Source organism: Corallococcus sp. AB045 (genome assembly GCF_003668895.1).
Classification (GTDB): domain Bacteria; phylum Myxococcota; class Myxococcia; order Myxococcales; family Myxococcaceae; genus Corallococcus; species Corallococcus coralloides.
In genome coordinates, this window is the sequence record NZ_RAWN01000174.1 from 1 (window position 1) to 20,218 (window position 20,218).

Annotated in this window: 19 protein-coding genes; 9 read left to right on the forward strand and 10 right to left on the reverse strand. The window is 69.1% G+C overall.

Features of this window, described 5'->3' with window-relative positions:
- The first annotated feature begins 387 nt into the window (after nucleotides 1-387).
- On the forward strand, nucleotides 388-1,686 hold the full coding sequence (locus D7Y21_RS31335; RefSeq protein ID WP_121717492.1) for a hypothetical protein: 1,299 nt from the start codon (nucleotides 388-390) through the stop codon (nucleotides 1,684-1,686).
- Between the two features lie 122 nt (nucleotides 1,687-1,808).
- On the opposite strand, the gene D7Y21_RS31340 is transcribed toward D7Y21_RS31335, so the two are convergent.
- Nucleotides 1,809-2,816 carry a GlxA family transcriptional regulator gene (locus D7Y21_RS31340; RefSeq protein ID WP_121717495.1) on the reverse strand — a complete coding sequence of 336 codons (1,008 nt, stop codon included), beginning with the start codon at nucleotides 2,814-2,816 and terminating at the stop codon, nucleotides 1,809-1,811.
- Between the two features lie 52 nt (nucleotides 2,817-2,868).
- Here D7Y21_RS31340 and D7Y21_RS31345 point away from each other — a divergent pair, with 52 nt between their 5' ends.
- The gene (locus D7Y21_RS31345; protein ID WP_121717498.1) at nucleotides 2,869-3,618 is read left to right on the forward strand and encodes an SDR family oxidoreductase; all 750 of its coding nucleotides are present in this window, start codon (nucleotides 2,869-2,871) and stop codon (nucleotides 3,616-3,618) included.
- A 56-nt stretch (nucleotides 3,619-3,674) separates the two neighbouring features.
- Here the strand turns inward: D7Y21_RS31345 and D7Y21_RS31350 are convergent, their stop codons facing one another.
- On the reverse strand, nucleotides 3,675-5,615 hold the full coding sequence (locus D7Y21_RS31350; RefSeq protein ID WP_158627381.1) for a M61 family metallopeptidase: 1,941 nt from the start codon (nucleotides 5,613-5,615) through the stop codon (nucleotides 3,675-3,677).
- 114 nt (nucleotides 5,616-5,729) lie between these two features.
- Here D7Y21_RS31350 and D7Y21_RS31355 point away from each other — a divergent pair, with 114 nt between their 5' ends.
- Nucleotides 5,730-6,641, forward strand: a complete 912-nt coding sequence (locus tag D7Y21_RS31355; protein WP_121717502.1) for a LysR substrate-binding domain-containing protein — start codon at nucleotides 5,730-5,732, stop codon at nucleotides 6,639-6,641.
- 22 nt (nucleotides 6,642-6,663) lie between these two features.
- Here D7Y21_RS31355 and D7Y21_RS31360 read toward each other — a convergent pair whose 3' ends face one another.
- Together D7Y21_RS31360 and D7Y21_RS31365 are read right to left on the reverse strand one after the other, a co-directional pair.
- Complete coding sequence (locus D7Y21_RS31360) at nucleotides 6,664-7,206, reverse strand: biotin transporter BioY (protein WP_233612349.1); 543 nt, start codon at nucleotides 7,204-7,206, stop codon at nucleotides 6,664-6,666.
- Between the two features lie 117 nt (nucleotides 7,207-7,323).
- On the reverse strand, nucleotides 7,324-8,076 hold the full coding sequence (locus D7Y21_RS31365) for an alpha/beta fold hydrolase (protein ID WP_158627382.1): 753 nt from the start codon (nucleotides 8,074-8,076) through the stop codon (nucleotides 7,324-7,326).
- Between the two features lie 206 nt (nucleotides 8,077-8,282).
- On the opposite strand from D7Y21_RS31365, the gene D7Y21_RS31370 reads away from it, so the two are divergent.
- A complete protein-coding gene (locus D7Y21_RS31370) occupies nucleotides 8,283-8,693 on the forward strand; it encodes an MAPEG family protein (protein WP_158619281.1) in 411 nt (136 codons plus the stop codon).
- Here the strand turns inward: D7Y21_RS31370 and D7Y21_RS31375 are convergent.
- Nucleotides 8,690-9,220, reverse strand: coding sequence for a hypothetical protein (locus D7Y21_RS31375; RefSeq protein WP_120563898.1), 531 nt, complete (start codon nucleotides 9,218-9,220; stop codon nucleotides 8,690-8,692). The two genes, D7Y21_RS31370 and D7Y21_RS31375, sit on opposite strands and share 4 nt — an antisense overlap.
- A gap of 204 nt (nucleotides 9,221-9,424) precedes the next feature.
- Nucleotides 9,425-10,309 carry a LysR substrate-binding domain-containing protein gene (locus D7Y21_RS31380; RefSeq protein WP_120563899.1) on the reverse strand — a complete coding sequence of 295 codons (885 nt, stop codon included), beginning with the start codon at nucleotides 10,307-10,309 and terminating at the stop codon, nucleotides 9,425-9,427.
- A gap of 102 nt (nucleotides 10,310-10,411) precedes the next feature.
- Here D7Y21_RS31380 and D7Y21_RS31385 point away from each other — a divergent pair, with 102 nt between their 5' ends.
- From D7Y21_RS31385 to D7Y21_RS31400, 4 genes are all read left to right on the forward strand, one after another.
- The gene (locus tag D7Y21_RS31385) at nucleotides 10,412-12,043 is read left to right on the forward strand and encodes an acetolactate synthase large subunit (RefSeq protein ID WP_121717509.1); all 1,632 of its coding nucleotides are present in this window, start codon (nucleotides 10,412-10,414) and stop codon (nucleotides 12,041-12,043) included.
- 33 nt (nucleotides 12,044-12,076) lie between these two features.
- Nucleotides 12,077-13,507, forward strand: a complete 1,431-nt coding sequence (locus D7Y21_RS31390) for an aldehyde dehydrogenase family protein (protein ID WP_121717520.1) — start codon at nucleotides 12,077-12,079, stop codon at nucleotides 13,505-13,507.
- Between the two features lie 46 nt (nucleotides 13,508-13,553).
- On the forward strand, nucleotides 13,554-14,210 hold the full coding sequence (locus D7Y21_RS31395; RefSeq protein WP_121717511.1) for a hypothetical protein: 657 nt from the start codon (nucleotides 13,554-13,556) through the stop codon (nucleotides 14,208-14,210).
- A gap of 120 nt (nucleotides 14,211-14,330) precedes the next feature.
- Nucleotides 14,331-15,368, forward strand: coding sequence for a malectin domain-containing carbohydrate-binding protein (locus D7Y21_RS31400; protein ID WP_121717512.1), 1,038 nt, complete (start codon nucleotides 14,331-14,333; stop codon nucleotides 15,366-15,368).
- Nucleotides 15,369-15,513: 145 nt separating this feature from the next.
- On the opposite strand, the gene D7Y21_RS31405 is transcribed toward D7Y21_RS31400, so the two are convergent.
- Nucleotides 15,514-16,314 carry a hypothetical protein gene (locus D7Y21_RS31405; RefSeq protein ID WP_147469425.1) on the reverse strand — a complete coding sequence of 267 codons (801 nt, stop codon included), beginning with the start codon at nucleotides 16,312-16,314 and terminating at the stop codon, nucleotides 15,514-15,516.
- Between the two features lie 148 nt (nucleotides 16,315-16,462).
- Here D7Y21_RS31405 and D7Y21_RS31410 point away from each other — a divergent pair, with 148 nt between their 5' ends.
- Nucleotides 16,463-17,008, forward strand: a complete 546-nt coding sequence (locus D7Y21_RS31410) for an ester cyclase (RefSeq protein ID WP_121717516.1) — start codon at nucleotides 16,463-16,465, stop codon at nucleotides 17,006-17,008.
- A 73-nt stretch (nucleotides 17,009-17,081) separates the two neighbouring features.
- Here the strand turns inward: D7Y21_RS31410 and D7Y21_RS43045 are convergent, their stop codons facing one another.
- The 3 genes from D7Y21_RS43045 to D7Y21_RS31420 form a co-directional block, all read right to left on the reverse strand.
- Nucleotides 17,082-17,618: a hypothetical protein gene (locus D7Y21_RS43045; RefSeq protein WP_233612350.1), complete on the reverse strand. Its 537-nt coding sequence runs from the start codon at nucleotides 17,616-17,618 to the stop codon at nucleotides 17,082-17,084.
- 3 nt (nucleotides 17,619-17,621) lie between these two features.
- Entirely contained in the window at nucleotides 17,622-18,464 is an 843-nt protein-coding gene (locus D7Y21_RS43050; RefSeq protein ID WP_233612351.1) for a hypothetical protein, read from the reverse strand.
- A gap of 110 nt (nucleotides 18,465-18,574) precedes the next feature.
- Complete coding sequence (locus D7Y21_RS31420; RefSeq protein ID WP_121717518.1) at nucleotides 18,575-20,158, reverse strand: amidohydrolase family protein; 1,584 nt, start codon at nucleotides 20,156-20,158, stop codon at nucleotides 18,575-18,577.
- Nucleotides 20,159-20,218 lie beyond the last annotated feature (60 nt).

A 20,218-nucleotide genomic window follows, 5' to 3' on the forward strand; every position in this document is an offset into this window, starting at 1 on the left:
GGATTGGGCCCGAAACCGGGGGCGGACACACGGTCAGGACCTGCGGCGTCTGGTCCGTTCCTGCTCTGGAATCAGGGCGTGCCCGCGACGCTGGCACTCGGGGATGACCAATACATTCCAGGGGCATGCGTTTGCATTTCACCCATGCGCCACCCTGTCCGGATACTCCTGCTGACCTGTCTCTGTATCCTGGTCGCCTGCAAGCCTCGCGATCCCTGGATCACACCCACCCCCATTCCTCCCGGGTATGACTTTCCAGGCAACCGGGATGAAATCCAGCAGTGGGCGGATGCGTGGAACACCGCCAGCATCACGACCAAGGCCTGGAACCTCTGGGCGGGTCTGCATGCCGACTCCGGACAGGCCTACCCGGGAACGGGGCTCCCCATGCCAGTGTGGGACACCTGGAGCGGCGAGGAGCTCTTCCCGGCCCCGGGCGCGTCAATGCCAGACGTGTCGCGGCGCAAGGCCACCCATGGTTTCCACGGCCCCCGCCAGTTCCACCACCCCGCGGGTTCGGGCCCGGTCGTCACCCCGACCGACCAACTCGTCTCCTTCAACAAGTTCAATCCGGAGATGGCCGCGTACCTGACGCAGGGCCATCCGGCCGTGCCGGGGGGACCGTCGTACTTCTACAACCGGTTCACCAGCCTGGCCGACCTCAACAGCCAGTGGCCGGCGAATACACCCACCGCGCAGCGGACGGTGCAGCAGGCGCCGTACACCGCGCCCTCCGCGGGGAACCGGGGCTCGGCGGCCATGGAGCTCAAGCCCGTGCTGTACCTGGTGAAGAAGCGCAAGCCCACGCCGGTGCCCGTGTGGAGGGGCTTCGCGGGCAGCGTCGGCTCCGGGACCACCTGCACGCCCGAGCAACAAGAGGCGGACAAGTGCCATCCCACGCCCTCGCTCTGGCTGACGTGCGCCATCGTGGACCCCTCGGCGCCAGCGGATGCGCCCATCACGGAGGCCACCGCCGAGCAGATTCAAGGCGTGGCGCCCCTCATCGACCAGGTGAACAACGCCCATCCCGGGTCCGCGATCCTCAACTGCCAGCACTACCTGCACACGCCGCTCTCCGCCATCTACTCCTTCCAGATGAACGCCGACGAGGCCCAGGCCTTCAACAACACCAACATCGAAGGGCTCCAGGCGGAAGCGGGCGACTACGCCGTCCTCACGGCGATGCACGTCAACACCAAGGAGCTCATCAACTGGACGTGGCAGACCTTCTGGTGGCAGCCCGGCAGCGACGCGCCGGATGACTTTCCCGGGAGCAAGAAGGGGATGACGGACAAGGTCACGGGGGCGGGGCGCAACTACGCGATGTGCACCGCCTACAACCAGACGCAGGGCAAGGGGAGCAGCAAGATGGCTGTCTGCTTCAATCCCTACCTGGAGACCTCACCGAACATCCCCGTGGGCGTCCAGAGCAACTGCATGACGTGCCATGGCACCGCGGCCGTGGCCAGCGCCTTCGCGAACACCGCCAGCAGTCCGCCCGCGACGTGGGTGCTCCAGACGCCCTCGTATCCATGTGATTACAAGGCGCCCATCGACTTCGCCACGTACCCATGGTTCGCGGGCTTCACGACCACGGACTTCTCCTGGGCCATTCCGGCGGATCCCCAGCCGCTCCCCCAGAACCCGAACAACCTTCCGTCCCCAGCGACGTTGAACTGTCCTTGACGGAGGAGCACGGGGTCAGAACGACTGACGCAGCAGGGCTTCCACCGCGGCCTTGCGGTGGGGGCTCAGCCTCAGGTGTGTGCCGTCGCGCAGCACCACGGGACGCGGGGTGAGCGCGGCGCTCAGGTCGCGAACCGCTTCCGGTAGTCGCTCGGCGAAACGGCGAGGTTGCGCTGGAAGGTCACCCGCATCCGCTCTTCGCTGCCGAAGCCGCACATCCGGGCGATCTGATCGATGTTGCGCTTCGACTCCTCCAGCAACCCCCTGGCCCGCTCCAGCCTCAGGACCTCCACCGCCTTCGCGGGGGTCCGGCCGGTCTTCTGTTTGTAGACGCGCGCGAAGTTCCGGGGACTCATCCGGGCCTGCCGGGCCAGCATTTCAACGGTGAGGTCGTCACGGCCCAGGTTGTCCGCGAGCCACAGGTGCAGCGCATCGAAGTCGGCGGTGTCCTGGGTCTGGGATTGCAGCAGCTCGCTGAACTGGGATTGGCCGCCCGGCCGCTTCAGGAAGACGACCAGCTCCCGCGCCACCTTCATGGAGATGTCATGTCCATGGTCCGCCTCCACCAGCGCGAGCGCCAGGTCGATGCCCGCGCTGACTCCCGCGGAGGTCCACACCGGATCCTCCCGGACGAAGATCGCGTCGCGGTCGAGCGTGAGGGAAGGGAAGCGCTCACAAAGCCGGTCTCCCATGGCCCAATGGGTCGCCGCGCGCTTGCCGTGAAGCAGCCCGGCCTGCGCCAGCAGGAAGGTGCCGCTGCACACCGACGCGGTCCTGCGGGCCACTGCCGCCTGTTTCCTCAGCCATTCAATCAGGCGCCCTGACCGGGACAGCACCTGCTCGATGTCCGGCGAGCCCGGAACGACGAGGGTGTCGACCGGCACGTCCCTGAACGCGGCGAGCGGCGACGTCTGCAACGCGACGCCTTCCGCTGACTGCACGAGCCCGCCTTCCAGGCTCACGGTGTGGCGGACGTACCCCGGCCATCCACGCTCGGCCAGGGCCTTGGACGCGGCCCAGAACACCGTCTGGGGGCCCGTCATGTCCAGCAGCCCCATGTCCGGAAAGGCGACGAAGAGCACGGTGCGCGGCCGGCGGGAGGTTGGCGGAAAACCAGGGGTAGATGGCATGGCGGCCAACACCTTTCACCCATACGTTGCTGGCGTCAACCGAAAGGCAAACATGAAGATCGTGGTCATTGGGGGCACCGGCCTCATCGGAACGAAGCTGGCGAAGCGGCTGCGCGAACAGGGCCATGAGGTGGTGGCGGCGGCCCCCAGCATGGGGGTCAACACGCTCACGGGCGAGGGCCTGGCGGAGGCGCTCACGGGCGCGCGGGTGGTGGTGGATGTGGCCAACTCACCGTCGTTCGAGGACGCCGCCGTGCTGTCGTTCTTCGAGACCTCGGGGCGCAATCTCCTGGCGGCGGAAGCGAAGGCCGGCGTGGAGCACCACGTCGCGTTGTCCGTGGTCGGCACCGAGCGGCTGCTGGGCAGCGGCTACTTCCGCGCCAAGATGGCCCAGGAGAAGCTCATCCAGGCTGGCGGGATTCCGTACACGCTGGTGCGCGCGACGCAGTTCTTCGAGTTCATGGGCAGCATCGCGCAGGCGGGAACGGACGGGGAGGCGGTGCGCCTTTCCACGGCGCTCATGCAGCCCATGGCGGCGGAGGATGTGGCGGACGCCGTGGCAGAAGCGGCGCTGGGCAAGCCCGTCCAGGGCATCGTCGAGGTGGCCGGACCGGAGCGTCTGCGCCTGGTGGACGCGGTGCAGCTCTTCCTGCGCGCCAGGCAGGACGGGCGCAAGGTCATCCCGGATGCCCGCGCGCGCTACTTCGGCGTGGAACTGGAGGACAGCTCGCTCACGCCGAGCGGCACCCCTCGCATCGGGAAGACGCGGTTCGAGGAGTGGCTCGGCCGTCCCGGGGCCTGACCGCGCGCCTCCACGGCGCGTGCGTGGAGACGCCTGAGGTCATGGGCCTTCCGGAGTCAGTCTCGCGGCGCCAGGATTTCATCCAGGAGCGCCGGTGTGCCCTCGACCCGCCGCAGCCGGGGGTAGCGCAAACCCCCATGCCAGGGAATGAGGGCGGAACGCGTGGCCGTGCCCTGGCGCCAGGAGAGCCGCAAGGGCTCCTGGTGCGCAGTGGCCTTGACGGCGTCCTTCAGCCGTTGCGCGTCGTAGGGGCTCCCGTTCACGGCCGTCACCACCGCGCCGGGCAGCAGGCCCACCTCGAAGGCCGGCCTCTCCCACTCCACCCGGAGCACCTTTCCGTCCTTCGCGAGCGTCACGCCCAGGGAGTCGCTGAGGTCCACGTTCCCGCTCGCCGCTTCGGCGCGCCGGACGGCATCCGTGGGGTGCTCGCTCCAGGTGAGCGCGTAGCCGCCTCGGGTGATTCCCCCCAGGGGCGGGGCGTCGTGCGTCTCTTCAATCCGGGAGCGGAAGAAGCCTGACCAGTCATGGGGGAGGATGTCATTGAGCGTGGTGACGATGTCTTCCAGCGTGTACGTCATGGTCACCTGGCTGCCCGGGCGCACGCCGAAGAACGCGCGAGCGAAGTCATCCAGCGACTTGCGGCCGCCACTGCGCTCCCGGATCAGCGTGTCGGCCTCCAGCCAGATCAACTGGCCCTCGGAGTAGGCATCGAACATGTCGCGCTGCCAGCCCTTCCAGGAGAGCGCCTTGCGGCGCTGCACGATGGCGTCGTTCGTCACGTCCCGGAGCGGGCGCCAGCGCCGGCCGGGGCGGCTGGCCATGGCCGCCGCGGTCGCGGCCAGGTCATCGAGCGCGTCCTCCCGCGTCCACAAACCCGCCCGGGTGGTGAGCACGTCCTGCCAGTAATAGGTCAATCCCTCGAACACCCAGAGCAGTGAATCGCGCTCCGGCGTGTTGAAGTCCGGCGTCCACATCTCCGCGGGGCGGCGGAACAGGCCGTTCCACGAATGGACGAACCCATGCGCCAGCCGGCCCCGGTGTTCGGGCCGGTCCGTCCAGGTCGTGAAGAAGTCGGCGGGCAGGGCGTTCTCGCCCGCGCGGAGGTGTTCGAAGTAGCTGGGGCCGAAGCCGTCCGCCAGCCAGACCATCAGGTCGTAATGGTCATAGTGCCGTGAGCCGAAGAGTCGGTAGGCCTGTTGCACCAGTGACTGGTAGCCCTGGACGAATCCGGGAGGCGGTTCGAGGCTCGCGGCCTCGTCGGCGACGATGTTCACGTGGACCGGGACGGGGTCCTCGCTCAACAGGATGCGCTTGAAGGCGCGGCCGGCAATCACGGGCGAGTCGACCAGCGTGTCCAGCGTCACCGGCTGGAACCGGACCTCATCGCCATCCCGTTGGGCGACGGTCAGCGGCGAGGCGAACTCCCAGGCGGGCGGCAGCTTCACGCTGGCTGCATAGGTGATGCGCCGGGCGTAATGGCCCGAAGGGTAAAGCACTAGGTTGTGCCATTGCAGATCCATCATCGTGGACGTGGCCACCACCGGGCCCACGCGCGGCTCCGTGGCGCCAAGGAACTGATAGTTCACGTCGATGGACGTCACGCCGGTGGGGATGTCGATGTGGAAGGCCGCGACCTGGACGGCGTCGCGGGTCCACGCAATGACTCTCTTCCCGGCCTGGACCCTCAGCCCCGCGAGTCCATCCAGCTGCCCGGTGGGCCCATGGTCCCCTGGGAGCCACTGCGGAAAGAACAGCGTCAACCGCCTTCCGGGCGCGACCGGGAGGGTTTCCGTGACGCGGAAGAGACCGCGCGCCGTGTCGGTGGCATCGACGCGCAGCCGGATGGTGCCGGGGAAGGGCGTGTCTCGTGGCGCCTCGATGGGCGGCGGCATGGGCGCGGGTTGGGGCAGCGGCCAGGACCGGGATGCGGAGGGGGCCTGCGCGTGCGCCGCCGCCGAAACCATCCAGACGGCCACCGTGGCGACAACGAGTGGCATGACCCTGACGCTTCGAGAATGGGCGGGAGAGGCCGGCATGACCGGCGTCGTATCCCGGACCCGCCTTGCCGAAAAATCCGAAGTCTGGAAGCCTGGGTTCGAGGAAATCGAACGATGCTCCCCCGGATCAACCTGGACATGGATGTCTTGCGGACGTTCGTGACGGCCTTTGAGCTGGGCAGCTTCGCCCGGGCCGCCGCACGGGTGGGCCGTTCGCCGTCAGCGGTGAGCTCCCAGCTGCGCAAGCTGGAGGAGCAGGTGGGCCGCGCGCTGGTCGAACGCTCCGGAAGAGGCCTGGTCCTGACCGAGGCGGGGGAGGTGCTGCTGGGCCACGCACGGCGGATCCTCGAATTGAATGATCAGACCGTGGCCAGCTTGCGAGGCAGCCAGTTGGAGGGCGAGGTCCGTCTGGGATTGCCGCAGGACTTCGCTGAAACCTGGCTGCCCCGGGTGCTCAGCACCTTCGCGCGCGCGCATCCGGCGGTGCGCATCGAGGTGCGCACCGAGCGCAACGCCCACCTCGTCAACCACGTCATGACCGGCAAGCTGGACCTCGCGCTCGCCTGGAGCGGAGGGGCGCGAGGATGCAGTGAGCGCATCGCCGAGCTGCCGCTCGTGTGGATTGGCCCGCCTGACTGGCAGGGCACGGGGAGTCGCGGCCAGCCGCTGCCGCTCATCGCCTTCGAAGCGCCATGCATCTTCCGGGAGGCCTGCACGACCGCCTTGGACCGGAAGGGGCTCGCCTGGAGGATCGCGTTCGCGAGCCCGAGCCTCGCGGGCCTCTGGGCGGCGGCCGAGGCGGGGCTGGGAGTGACGCTGCGGACGGCCTTCGGCCTGCCGAAGACGCTGGCCGTGCTGGAGCCCGGCGCCTCGGGCTTGCCCGCGCTCGGGAGCATTCCGGTGTACCTGCTCAGGGCCGAACGGGAGCCGAGCGAGACCGTGGCCCAACTGGCGGGCATCCTGCGCGAAGCGCTCGCGCAAGAGCTGACGACACCTCGGCGGTCACGGCCGCGCGGCGCGAGCTGACGCCCATCCCGTCCGCGCCGCTTCAGGGCGCGCGAGGCCGCGCGAGCCTCCAGGCAAGCGGCATGACGAGGCCGGCGATGACAGCCTTGAGCAGGCCCCCGGGGACGAAGGGGAAAAAGCCCTTCTGGAAGGCCGTGGTGAAGTCGAGCCCGGCCTTCACGTGGAGCCACGACACACCGATGACCAGGACCAGGAGCTGGCCCGCGAGGAAGAGCGGAACCGCCGTCCACCACCGCCGGTCGTATCCGTGGCGCGCCGCGAGGCCCACGAGGAACGCGGCGGGGAGGAAGCCCACCAGGAAGCCGCCCGTCGGACCGGCCAGGGCCCCCCAGCCGCTGGCGCCCTTCGCGAAGAAGGGCAGTCCCACCGCTCCCAGCAGGAGATAGGCGGCCTGCGCGGCCAGGCCACGTCCGGGGCCGAGCGCGGCCGCCGTGAGGACGACCGCGAGCGTCTGTCCCGTGATGGGCACCGGTGAGCCCGGCACGGAGAGGGCGACCTGGGCGAGCAGCGCGGTGAAGAGCGCCGCGCCCAGGATGAGCGCGGCTTCCTGTGCGCGCGTGCGCACGAAGCGGTCAGCCAGGACGTGAGGGGACGACGCAGGGGGGAGGGGAGACACGGGGCGATGCTCGGTGAGGACGTACGCCGGTGCAAGGCTTGCGGCGCGGTGCGTGGACCTGGAGCCTCAAGGACGTGGCGTCATCCGGTCGACCAGCGCACGCAGCGCGGAAGCCACGGCGTCCGGGCGCTCGATCCACGGGAAGTGCGCGGCGCCCTCCACCCGCCGGTGGAGGATGTGCGGACCCTGGAATGTGGGCTGTGACCAGGGCGTCTGCTGGACGATGCGGTCCTCGGCGCCGCTGATGATGAGCGTGGGCAGGGAGCGCGGCCACCAGGTGTGCACGTACGTCTCATCGAAGTTCCGGTCGGACCAGTCCACCGCCGCGCGGTTGTAGGGCATCCGCCGCAGCAGCTCGCGCCCTGCCGTCACACCCTCCGGCGTGAAGTTCCACTCCGCCGATGCCACCGCGATGTCGCGGAGCCGTTCATTCGTGCGCTCGGCTTCATAACGGCGGGTCGCGGCGTCGACCTCGGGCAGGGGATGACGCTGGGTCATCGCGAAGAACGGCGCACGCCAGCTCGCGTCCGGCGCCGTGCTCACGAGCACCAAGCCCACGAGGAGCGATTCCAACTCCGGCACGGACAGCAGATACATGCCTCCCGTGGAGTGTCCCAGATAGACGCAGTTCGGAAGTGCCTGGGCGGCCTCGATGAGAACCCTCGGCCACACGTCGTAGGGATTCTCGGGTGCACCGGGAGGAGACACATTGGACCCATCTCCCGGCAGGTCCACCATCCAGCACGTCCCGGGAACGTCCAGCGCGTCCGCCAGTCCGAACAGACTCTCGGAGCCAATCCCCGGCCCGCCCGGGAGCATCAGCCAGTTGAAGGCGCCTGGACGGGAACCCCGCCGCCGGAGTCGAACGCCTGATGCCGTGAAGAACGCTTCCGCCGGAGGAGTCATGGACACGGGACGCAGCGTCACAGTCACCCCCCCGCGGCGTCAACGCGGGAGCCATCACGTCCCACGGACGTCAAGAAACGGCTAGCGTCCCAGCCTTCTCGTGGTTGGAGGCTCTCGCTTTGACGAACCCCCTGCTCGGCACGCTCTCCCTCGTCCCTGTCACCTCGCTCTACGCCGCGCTCAACGCCTTCCTCACGCTGGCGCTCTCCATCAACGTCAGCCGGGTCCGCACGAAGCTCAAGGTGTTCCGGGGCGACGGAGGCCATTCCGGCCTCGGGTCCGCCATCCGCGCGCATGGCAACAACGTCGAGCAGGTTCCCCTGGCGCTCATCCTGCTGCTGCTGGCGGAGCTGAGCGGAGGGAACTCGACGGCGCTCCATGTCTTCGGCGGTGCGCTGCTCGTGGCGCGGCTGGCGCATGCCTTCGGGATGCTGCGCACCAACCCCATCCAGGCGGTTGGCGCGACGCTGACCCTGGTCGTGCAGCTGGGTCTGGCGGGTTGGGTGCTCTGGCTGAGGCCCTGGGGCTAACGCTTGGCGATGTTCAGGTGAACGTTGCCGCAATCACCCCCATAGCCCTCGACGACGATGAGCAACTGGCTGCCCTTGATGAGCGTGAAGGTCATGCCGGACGTCGTGCCGCTGCCCGTGTCATCGTTGCACTTCAAGACCTCGTTCGTGGCCTTGTAGTTCCGGATCTCCATGACGGTGTCGAAGTTGGAGTTCCTCGTGGAGAACGCATAGGTCCCCGTCGCGGGGACCTTCCACACCCAGGAGACGTCTCGCGACGAGCCCGACCCGCACGTGGTCGTCCACTGATTGCTCGCCGTGCAGCTCGTGGGGTAGGTCGCGACCGGACTTGCCAGGGCGCTTCCCAGGTCTCCCGCGAGCGTCTGCGCCTCCACGCGCCGGGGCTCCTCGGACTGGCTGTCGTCCAGGACCTCGGCCTCCTCGGGAACGGAGCCGTCGAACTCCTCACCCTCCGGAAGAGGACCACAAGCACCGAGGAACAACGCACACGAGGCCACACCCACAAGGGATTTGCCGATGTTCGCCATGGTTCACCTGGGCACGCCGCCACCCGGGACAAGAAGGCCCGCCTCCCCCGCATGGGGAAATCCGGCCGGACGAACACGGATGGCTGTGTCCGCCTTGAACCCAAGAGTGCATCCGCCCACGAATGACAACCATTGCCCCAGTCGGCCACGACACGGGTCATTTGTGGATAGTATGGATTCCTTGCTCTCTCAGTTTCCCAATGTCTAACCCACGTCTTCCTTCGCCCGTGCCCGGACCTCGGCCGCGAACAGCTCCGCCGCGGGTGTGCGCGGGGCACCCTTGCGCCAGAGGAGCGCGGCCAGCTCCGAGCGGGGCGCGGGGGACAGCCGCTTCACCACCAGCCGCTCCGCGTCCGCGAGCCGTGGCTCCGGGAGCACCGTGACGGCGAGGCCCGCGCGGACGATGGCCAGCACGGTGGCCACCGCGTTCGATTCGAGCGCGATGCGAGGCGCGAACCGCATCGCCGCGAAGTGCGCGTCCACGCGGGCGCGCACCCGCAGGCCGCGTGACAGGAGCGCGAACGGCTCTTCCGCGAGCAGCTTCACACCCACGGACTCCGCGCCCGCCAGCGCATGCCCCCGTCCTACGACGAGCGCGAGCCGGCTGTCGAAGACAGGCTCCGCGTCCAGGTCCGCCAGCCGCGCGGGCGCATAGCCCAGGCCCACGTCCAGCTTTCCGTCCGCCAATTGCCGCTCCAGCTTCCGGACCACGGCCTCCTGCGCGCTCAGCGCCAGCCCGGGATGTCTGCGCAGCACCGCCGTCAGTGCAGGCACCACGAGGCCGCGCATGCTCGGGGGATAGCCCACGCGCAGCGCCCCCGTGGCGAGCCCCCGCAGCGCGCCCACCGCCGACAGGCCCGCGTTCACGTCCTCCAGCGCGCGGGAGGCATAGGTGCGGAACAGCTCCCCGGCCTGCGTGAGCCGCACCCCGGTGCGAGCCCGCTCGAAGAGAGGTGTGCCGACCTCCTCCTCCAGTTGGTGGATCTGATGCGACAGCGTGGGCTGGGAGACGTGCAACCGCCGCGCGGCGCGCCCGAAGTGCAGCGCGTCCGCGACGGCGGAGAAGTAGCGGAGGTGTCGGAGCTCCATGGAGCCATCATAGACGGCATCTATCGACTCGATGAAAACAGACGAATGTACGAATCGACGCCCCTGGGTACATCTTCCTCGTCACCGAAGGAGAGGCACCCCATGAAGGCATCGGATCTGTTCGTGAAGGCGCTCGAAGCGGAGGGCGTGCGCAGTGTCTACGGACTGCCCGGCGAGGAGAACCTGGACCTGCTCGAGTCCATGCGCACCGCCGGCATGCGCCTGGTCGTCACCCGGCACGAGCAGGCGGCCGGGTTCATGGCCGCCACGCAGGGACGGCTCACCGGACGCGCGGGCGTGTGTCTGGCGACGCTGGGGCCGGGGGCCACCAACCTCGTTACCGCCGCTGCGTACGCGCAGCTTGGCGCCATGCCCATGGTGATGCTCACCGGCCAGAAGCCCATCAAGGTGAGCAAGCAGGGCCACTTCCAGATTGTCGACGTCGTCGGGATGATGCGACCGCTCACCAAGTCCACCCGCATGCTCGTGTCCGCGGAGCACGTGCCCTCGGCGGTCCGCGAGGCCTTTCGCCGCGCGGAGGAGGAGCGCCCCGGCGCCACCCACCTGGAACTGCCCGAGGACGTGGCGCGCGAGCCCACCGAGGCCCTGCCCCTGTCGCCCGGTGTCGCGCGCAGGCCGGTGGCGGACGAGGCGTCCATCGCCCAGGCGGTGGAGGCGCTCGCGTCGGCCCGCCGTCCGCTGCTGATGATTGGCGCGGGGGCCAACCGCAAGCTGACGTCGGAGATGCTCCGCGCCTTCGTGGACCGCGTGGGGCTGCCCTTCTTCAGCACGCAGATGGGCAAGGGCGTGGTGGATGAAACGCATCCGCTGTGGATGGGCACCGCCGCGCTGTCTGACGGCGACTTTGTCCACCGCGCCATCGAGGCCTCGGACTGCATCCTCAACGTGGGCCATGACGTCATCGAAAAGCCCCCGTTCGTCATGCGCGACGGCCGCCGCACGGTCATCCACCTGAACTTCTCCTCCGCGGAGGTCGACCCCGTGTACTTCCCGCAGGTGCAGGTGACGGGAGACCTGGCGAACGCCGTGTGGCGCATCGCGGAGGGCGTGGGACCGCGCTCGCACTGGGACTTCACGCCCTTCGAGAAGTCGCGCGCGGGGCTCGACGCGCAGTTCGTCAGTGGCGCCGCGGATGACCGCTTCCCCATCTACCCCGCGCGGCTGGTCGCGGAGGTGCGCCGCGCCATGCCGGACGACGGCGTCGTGTGCCTGGACAACGGCATGTACAAGCTGTGGTTCGCCCGCTACTACCGCTGCCGCCGGCCCAACACGCTGCTGCTGGACAACGCGCTCGCGACGATGGGCGCGGGCCTGCCGTCCGCCATCGCCGCGAAGCTCGTGCACCCCCGTCGCAAGGTGGTGGCCGTCTGTGGTGACGGCGGGTTCATGATGAACTCGCAGGAGCTGGAGACGGCGGTGCGCCTGAAGCTGGACCTGACGGTCATCGTCGTGCGCGACGACGGCTACGGGATGATCCGCTGGAAGCAGGAGGAGATGGGCCTGCCCGACTTCGGGATGACGTTGGGCAACCCGGACTTCGTCCGCTACGCGGAGGCCTACGGCGCTCGAGGCCACCGCCCGGCGAGCGCCACCGAGTTCGGCGCCACGCTCACGCGCTGCCTGGAGTCGGGCGGCGTGCACGTCATCGACCTGCCCATTGATTACACGGACACCGCGCGGGCGCTCGGTGCCGGTCCCCTGGTGGAGTCGTGAGCCATGGGCACACTCGCGAAGGAGAGGAACGTCATGCTGGCTGAGCGCTACCCGTACTACCTGGCCAACCGGCCGAGGCAGCCCAACGCGGAGCTGTCTGTCACCGACAAGTACACAGGGGAGGTCGTCACGCGCGTGGCCGTGGCGGACGCGGCCGCCGTGGAGGAGGCCATCGCCGCGGCGGTGCGAGCGACGGGGCCCATGCGCAAGCTGGCGCCGTATGCCCGGCAGCAGGTGCTGGAGCACTGTGTACGCCGCTTCCAGGAGCGAGCGGAGGAGTTCGCGCTCGCCCTCTGCATCGAGGCCGGCAAGCCGCTGCGCGACGCGCGGGCGGAGGTCACCCGGCTCATCGAGACCTTCAAGGCAGCGTCGGAGGAGGCGGTGCGCGGCGGCGGCGAGGTCCTCAACCTGGAGGTGTCTCAGCGCACGGCGGGCTACCGGGGCTTCACGCAGCGTGTGCCGGTGGGGCCGTGCTCCTTCATCACGCCATTCAACTTCCCGCTCAACCTGGTGGCGCACAAGGTGGCGCCCGCCATCGCCGCGGGCTGCCCCTTCGTCCTCAAGCCGTCGGACCGCACGCCAGTGAGCGCGCTGCTCATGGCGGAGGTGCTCGCGGAGACAGCGCTGCCCGAAGGCGCCTTCTCCGTGTTGCCCACGCGTCTGGAGGAGGTGGGGCCGTTCATCGAGGACGACCGGTTGAAGCTGTTGTCGTTCACCGGCTCGGAGAAGGTGGGTTGGGAGTTGAAGGCCCGCGCCGGGCGCAAGAAGGTGGTGCTGGAGCTGGGTGGCAACGCGGCCTGCGTGGTGGACGCGGACCAGGCCGGGCGCCTGGACTTCGTCGCGGACCGCATCACCCAAGGCGCCTTCTTCCAGGCGGGGCAGAGCTGCATCTCGGTGCAGCGCGTGCTCGCGCACGAGTCGCTGTACGACGCCCTCCGGGAAAAGCTCGTCGAGCGGGCGAAGGCCCTGCGTGCGGGCAATCCCCGGGATGAGTCCACCACGCTGGGGCCGCTGATTGACGAGCCCGCGGCGCGGCGGCTGGAGGGATGGATTCAACAGGCCGTGGAGCGGGGGGCCCGGGTGTTGGCGGGAGGAGGGCGGCGCGGCGCGCTGCTCGAAGCCACCGTGCTGGAGGGTGTGCCGGAGGACGCGGCGCTGTGCGCGGAGGAGGCCTTCGGGCCAGTGGTGCTGCTCCAGTCGTTCCGCGACTTCGACGAGGCCCTGCGCCGGGTGAATGACAGCCGTTACGGCCTCCAGGCAGGCATCTTCACGCAGGACCTGTCCCGGGCGATGCGGGCCTGGGACGAGCTGGAGGTGGGCGGTGTCGTCGTTGGTGACGTGCCGAGCTTCCGGGTGGACACCATGCCCTACGGTGGCGTGAAGGGCTCCGGGCTGGGCCGCGAAGGCGTGAAGTACGCCATCGAGGACATGACGGAAGTGCGGCTGCTGGTGCTCCGTCAGTAGAGTCCCACCCGCTCCGGGCATGGCCCCGTGAAAGGAATCCGCAGTGATGCTCTTGAAGGCTTTCGTCCTCCTGTCGCTGGCTTCGGCGCCTCCCGCGAAGCCGGCGGCGAGCGCTGGCTGTGCCACCACCAACATCGAGACCGCGCTCCAGCACCTGACGGCACACCTCAAGACGGCCGTGCCGGAAGCGTCGAAGGACGACTCGGTGGACAACTCCGCGATGTACTTCGCCGAAGAGGCCGTCGGGCAGACCTGGACGGTCCGCGACGTGCCCAACGGCTACGTGTCCACGGGGAATGATGCCGGCACGCGCTACGAGGCCGCCCTCTTCAAGAACCCGGAGGGCTACCACCTGGCGATCGTGGGCACCGGGGACTCGGTGATCAACACCGCGGTCTACCGGTGCGACAAGTCGGGCCTGACGCTGGAGAGGGAGGGCCTGGAGGTCCCCCTCGAGAAGGCCATCGAGCTCTATGCCAACGCGGGGCTCATCGCTCCCAAAGGCAAACCCGGACTGACCCGGAAGGACCTCAAGGATTGGGGGGGCTCCATCCTGGCCTACCACCTGCCACGGAAGGGGCGAGCCATCCGCATCACGTCGTATGTGGATGAGCCCAACTCCGCCTATGGCAAGGACCTGGGCACCCTCGAGTACGTCCAGTCGAAGTTCCAGGTCGTCCCGCTCAAGACGAAGGCACGGTGAGTGGCTCTCCGAAGCCGACTGAACCTGGAAGAAGCGCGCCGTCAGGACCCAAGCGCCTCCGCCCGAGCATGAGCCGGGCGTAGAGTGCGCGGTCATGGCACGTCGCGGAACCTGGCAGGGATGGGCAGTCGCATCCGCCTACTGGACGCTGGCCGGCCTGGCGGTCGCGAGCGAATCCCACTCCGTTACCACGTCCAGGGCCTCTCCCATCCGGACCGGGGCGCGGTCATCGGTCAGTGCAGCCCCCCGGACAGCGCCATCTCCGGTCTTGCGTGGAACGGCTCGTTCGGCGTGCTCTGGGCGGCGACCAACAGCCCCACGGACACCATCTACGAGCTCAACCCCGCCACCTGCACCGTGCTGAACACGCTGGCGCACCCGAGCCCGGGCTTCAACGGCGGCGGCCTGGAGATGGACGCGCAGGGCAACCTGTGGATGGTGGCCCAGGGCACCCAGCAGGTGTACCTGATTGAGAGCGGCGTGCCGGCGTTCACGGACGTGCCCTGGCTTTCGGAGCGGCCCCGTCGGGGCACACTGGCCCCCGGGCACAGCCAGGAGATCGCGGTCACGGTCGACACGACCGGGCTTGCGCCGGGCGTCTACCAGGCCACGGTGTACGTCCGGACCAACAGCGGGCGGCAGCCGCTGCTGCAGACCCGCATCAGCCTCATCGTCCCGGCCTACCAGCAGGCGGTGAACGCGGGCGGCGCCACGTTTGTCGACCACCTCGCGGACAGGTGGGCCGCGGACCAGCGCTACCGCCAGGGCGCTTGGGGGTTCCTGGAGCCTTCGGAGCGGGTCGCGACCACCCGCCCCATCGCCGGAACGGTGGACGACCCGCTCTACCAGCGGGCACGGCGGGGCTTCGTCGAGTATCGCTTCGACAACCTGCCCCCGGGCGTCTACCAACTGGAGCTGCGCTTCGCGGAGATCCAGGACCAGCCGCGCCTGCGGCGCGTCTACGACGTGGTGGCGGAGACCCAGCTGGTGCTACCCGCGCATGACATCGCCAACGAGGTGGGGCAGCTGACGGCGGATGATCACAGCTTCTTCCTCACCGTCACCGACGGCCAGCTCAACCTGCGGCTGGTCCCGCGTGAGGGCTTCGGAGTGCCGCTCATCAATGCCATCCGGGTGACGCAGCGCCCGGATCGCTAAGCACCTGATGGCTGGACCCGGGAGCCCGCCACCGACGGCGGACTCCCGGGCGCGCGGTCTGTGACCGGAATTGACACGCATGGAGCCGGATTCGTAGCGAATCCGGCTACACGTGAAGGTCCTGAGTCCTATCGCAGCTCAGACATCAGGGCGTGCGTGCCACCTTCTGGAGGGTGAAGCTTTGCAGCCCCACTCCCTGGAGGGACACTTCCCGGAGCGTGTGTGAGTTGGATTGGACGCCTTCGGGCCGGAAGGTGACCAGGTCCACCGCGACCGACATCGTGTGGTCGGGGAAGCGGACGGGCCGGGGGAACGGAAAGTCCAGGCCGGGCGTGCAGCCCTCACCGTTGGGGCCGGCGATGACGCCGTGGCCGCTGCCCCACTTCCCGGGGAAGGCCACCAGCCGGGAGAACTTCGCGTCATCCCCCGGGCCCGCCGGGCCACCGAAGCTCTCCGGGACGGGGGCCACGCCGAAGCGCTCGAAGGCCAGCTTCCCGTCGACGTAGCCGCGCACGGTGTAGGTGGAGGCCCCGTGGACAGACGGGTCCACGTAGATGGCGCCCTGGTCCTCCGCCTTCGAGCGGGCCACCACCACCCGCTCCAGCAGCTCCGACGTGCCGTCCGGCTGCGCCCCGATGTAGGTCAGCAGCATCCGGCTGCTCCCATCCGGCTCCAGCGGGCTCAGCCAGGCATCCCAGCCGGTGGCGCCCTCCAGGTGGAGGCTCACTCCCGACGGCTTGCCGTCCGTGCTCTCCACGAGCAGCCCCTCGTTCGTGGCGGACAGCTTCGAGGCGTCCATCGGACAGCTCTCCACGCCGTCAAACCACGTGCAGCCTTTGCCCGTCGTGTCCCCGGCGATGCCCGGCGTCGCGGCGAACAGCAGCCCGACGCCCAATCCGAGTCCGAGTGCGTTACGAATGAGTGAGCCGCGATTCTTCCAGCGCATGTCCATGGCGTTGCTCCGTGGGGAGGGGTTGGGGGCCTGCGCCGGAAAGTGATTGCAGGGGCCGTGCCCGGCGACTTCATGACTTCCCGTGTCGTGGCGCGGCGGGCATTCTCCCCGCTCAGCAGCTCCCCCCACGAAAGAGACAGGCATGCTCACGGAGCAGGTCCGCAAGGCACGGCAGAAGCTGGTGTTGGCCCACTTCCACGACGAGGTGAGGCAGGACTGGGACGCCGTCCTGTCGACCTTCCCGCACCCGCATTACGAGCTCATCCCCACCCTGACGGTGCACGACGGGAACAGCGCGGTGCGCGACTACTACCGCGACACCCGCGTGGCCTTCCCGGACCAGCACCACGAAATCATCTCGCTGCGGCACAGCGATGACGCCGTCATCGTGGAGTTCTGGCTCATGGGCACCCACCTGGGGCCGCTTGGGCAGATTCCCGCCACGGACAACAAGTTCCGGGTGCGCATGTCGGCGTACTTCATCTTCGACGCGGCGGAGACGCTGGTGTGCGAGCGCGTCTACTTCGACACGCTCAGCATCCTCAAACAGCTCGTCGGTGGGCTGGACATGAAGAACCCGAAGAACTGGCTGCTCGCCGCGCGGTGCCTCAAGGGCCTGCTGGCGATGTCCGGCGACAAGCCCGTGCCCATCCTCACCCAGACGACTCCGCCCGTCTTCAACGACTGACGCGGGCACGGCCGGAGCGCGGAGGTCCGCGCCCCGGTGCCCGTGAGGGAGGCCGGGCTTCTTGCCTGGGGGCCTACAGCCCCGTGCTCTTGAGCAGCACGTACGCGTTCTCGCTGGGGAAGTACCCGGGCGAGAAGATGTTCGCGTCCGTGACGAAGGCCCGGTCGCCCAGGATGGCCAGCTTCGGTCCAGTGGTGGAGCGGATGAACAGCGGCACCGCCAGCTGCGTCTCCGGCCAGCGCACCATGCCGTCCGTGCCGAAGGACGTGTCCAGGTCTCCGTTGGCCAGCAGGCGGAAGAGCACGGGCTTCGCGTACACATCCGCGAAGACGAGGATCTTCCCATCCGCCTGGATGCGCAGGCCGCTGACGTCCACCACGTCGAGCACGCCCGCGGGCGCGGTGAGCTCCCGCACGCCCGCGGGGCCGAAGGTGACGTCCGGCTTGCCGTCCGCCGTGTACGCCACGAGCTTGAGCACGCCGTGCGCTTCGCCGCCGACCTTCACGTCCTGCCGTTCGCCCGCGAGCAGCAGGCCGCCGTTGGGCCGCGCCACCAGGGCGTGGGCCTGGCCGTCCTCGCTCTTCGCGATGCCGGAGGTCCCGAAGGTCATGTCCTAGCTGCCGCTGGAGGTGATGCGCACGGCCGCGAAGTGATCCCCCCCGGCCAGGACGACGCTGGAGCCCTGGAGCACCATGCCCTGCACGGCTTCGGCATCCGTGTACGCGCCGCCAATCCAGCTGCCGGACGGGCTGCCCGCGGACTTGAAGGTCGTGTCGAGCGAGCCGTCCGCGTTGTAGCGGATCAGCGCGAAGTCCTCGTCCAGCCCGTCCGACTTGGTCAGGAAGCCGCCCACGTAGAAGCGGCCGTCCGCCAGGGGCAGGATGCTGCGGACAGTGCCCACGAAGTTGACCGAGTTCTCCTCGCCGAAGTGCAGGCGCGAGCGACCGTTCTTGTTGAAGCCCGTGTCCAGCTGGCCGTTGGGCTGGAGCTTCACCACCGCGAAGTCGCGCGAAGCCGTCTTGGTGCCGCCTCGGGCGAAGCCCGCGACCAGGATGCTGCCATCCGCGAGCACCGCCACCGTGTCCGCGCGGTCGTCCTGCTCCCGCTGGCCGGAGATGGGGCCCTTGGCGGGACCGTCGAAGTCGAGCACCACGGAGCCCTGCGTGCCGAACGACGTGTCCACCTCACCCGACGCGGTGTAGCGCCGCACGAGCAGGTCCACGCCCGTGGTGGCCAGGTTCGCCTCGGTAGAGCCCACCACGATGAGGCCGCCGTTGGACACCGCCAGCGCCCGGCCCTCCTCCGCGGGCAGCTTCGTGCCGGCATCCGGCTGCGTCCCCCCGTCCGGGGACGGGTTGTCGTCAGGAGCGCCGTCGTCGCCTCCGCAGGCCCCACCCAGGAGCAGGGCGCTCGCGGCCAGTGCCGCCAACGCGGCCTTCCGCACGCTGTGATTCATTCGAGATGTCCCTTCAGGTCTGTCCAGTGCCGCCGTTGCACCGGGGTTACGCCGCCAGGGACATTTATTCTCGGTGCCGGGGTGGGAGCCGACTCCACCCCGGATGTATTTCATGCGTAGTCCGACCTCAGCTGTTGTTTCAGCGTGTCATCCAGATTGAGCTGCGCGGACAGGAGTTCCCAGTAGTCCGGTCCGCCCACGGTGGGCGCGTCGAGCGTGATGCGTCCTGCCACCCGGTCCAGGTCGGTGACGAACCCGGAGGCCTGGGGGCCGGTGGCGAAGACGTCCTGCGGCTCATTGTCGAGCACGAGCTCGAAGGGCCTGGGGGCGCCGGGGCGCAGCTGTACGCGCTCCTCGCGATCCATCCGGTGGCGGAAGTCCGGCAGGTCCGCCATGGCCTCTTCGAGGAGGGTGCGCGCCGCTTCGAAGCCCACGTCGTTGAGGGGCGAGTCCTCCGTCCACAGGGAGAAGGCCTTCTCGACGCCGTCGACGGTCCAGGGCTCGGAGGGATGGCCCGGGTCGAAGGCGAGCGAGTCCATCAGCGCGCGGTCTCCGAAGCGGGCCACGCCATCCACGATGACGAGGCGCACCTGCTTCTCCGTGGCGGAGATCAACGCATCGTAGGGGTCGCCATCGGTGCCCGCGATGACCAGCAGGTCCGCGAGCGCGTCGGCTCGGAGCGTGCCCAGCTGGGTCTGCCAGCCCGTGACCCGGGCGGCGTCCGCCGTCACCGAGCGCACCAGGGTCTTGGAGGACAGGGACACGCCCTGCCGCGCTGCTTCGTGGCGGGCGACCTTCAGCTCCTGGAGGAGGTTCTTGCTGCCGGTGGGGGACCAATCACAGCCCAGCGAGAACGTCACGCCCGCGCCGAGCAGGTCCGCGATGTGCAATGTCTGTCCATACAGCAGCAGGTTGCTGAAGGGGGACCACACGACCTTGGCGCCCATGGCGGCCATCCTGTCCAGGTCCGGGCGCTGCAATCCCAGACTGTGGATGCCAATCAGTGAAGGCTGGACGAGGTCATGGTCGGCCAGGTCGACGTAGCGGCGGTGGGCGTAGTCATCCACGCCTTCGCCCAGGTGGTAGAAGTACGCGGCGCGGGACTTCAGGGCTTCGCGGAAGGCTTCGATGTCCTCCGCGTCGTCATGCAGGTCCATCACGCGGGTGCTTCCCGCGGGCAGGTGGTCGTCGCGAGGTTCCTCGACGTTGCGCATGGCGCCCCGGAAGAGGGCCTCTCCGCCGGACACGCGGGTCCGGATGCCCTGGCCGGTGGTCGTGCCCGCAAGCAGCGCCTTGGCTTCGATGTAGCGGACGACGGCGCGGGCCGAAGGGGCGTGGCCGGCGAGCACGCGGATGGGCAGGGAGATGCGCGTGGCGTATTCCGCGTGGCGCGGCCACTGGGTGCGATTGAGGTAGCGCTTCGGCACCCGCCACAGCGTCAGCACGTCGTAGACGAAGTGGTTGTGCAGGTCGATGAGCCCTGGATAGAGCGTTCCCTGCGTGTCGATAACGGGCGCGCCCCGGAAGGCCTCGGGGAGGGGGCCGCCCGACGGCTCGACCGCGACGATGTGGTTGCCTCGGATGAGGACGCGCCCCCGTTCAATCACTTCATCCCGGGAGTTGAGCGTCACCACCCGGCCTTCCAGGATGTAGTGAGGGACGGCGTCGGTGGGCTCGGATGCTCCGGTGTTCATGGCTCGCCTCCCGTGGCGACAGGCTTGCCTTTGAAGATAGGGACGGGGCGGGGCAGGTGG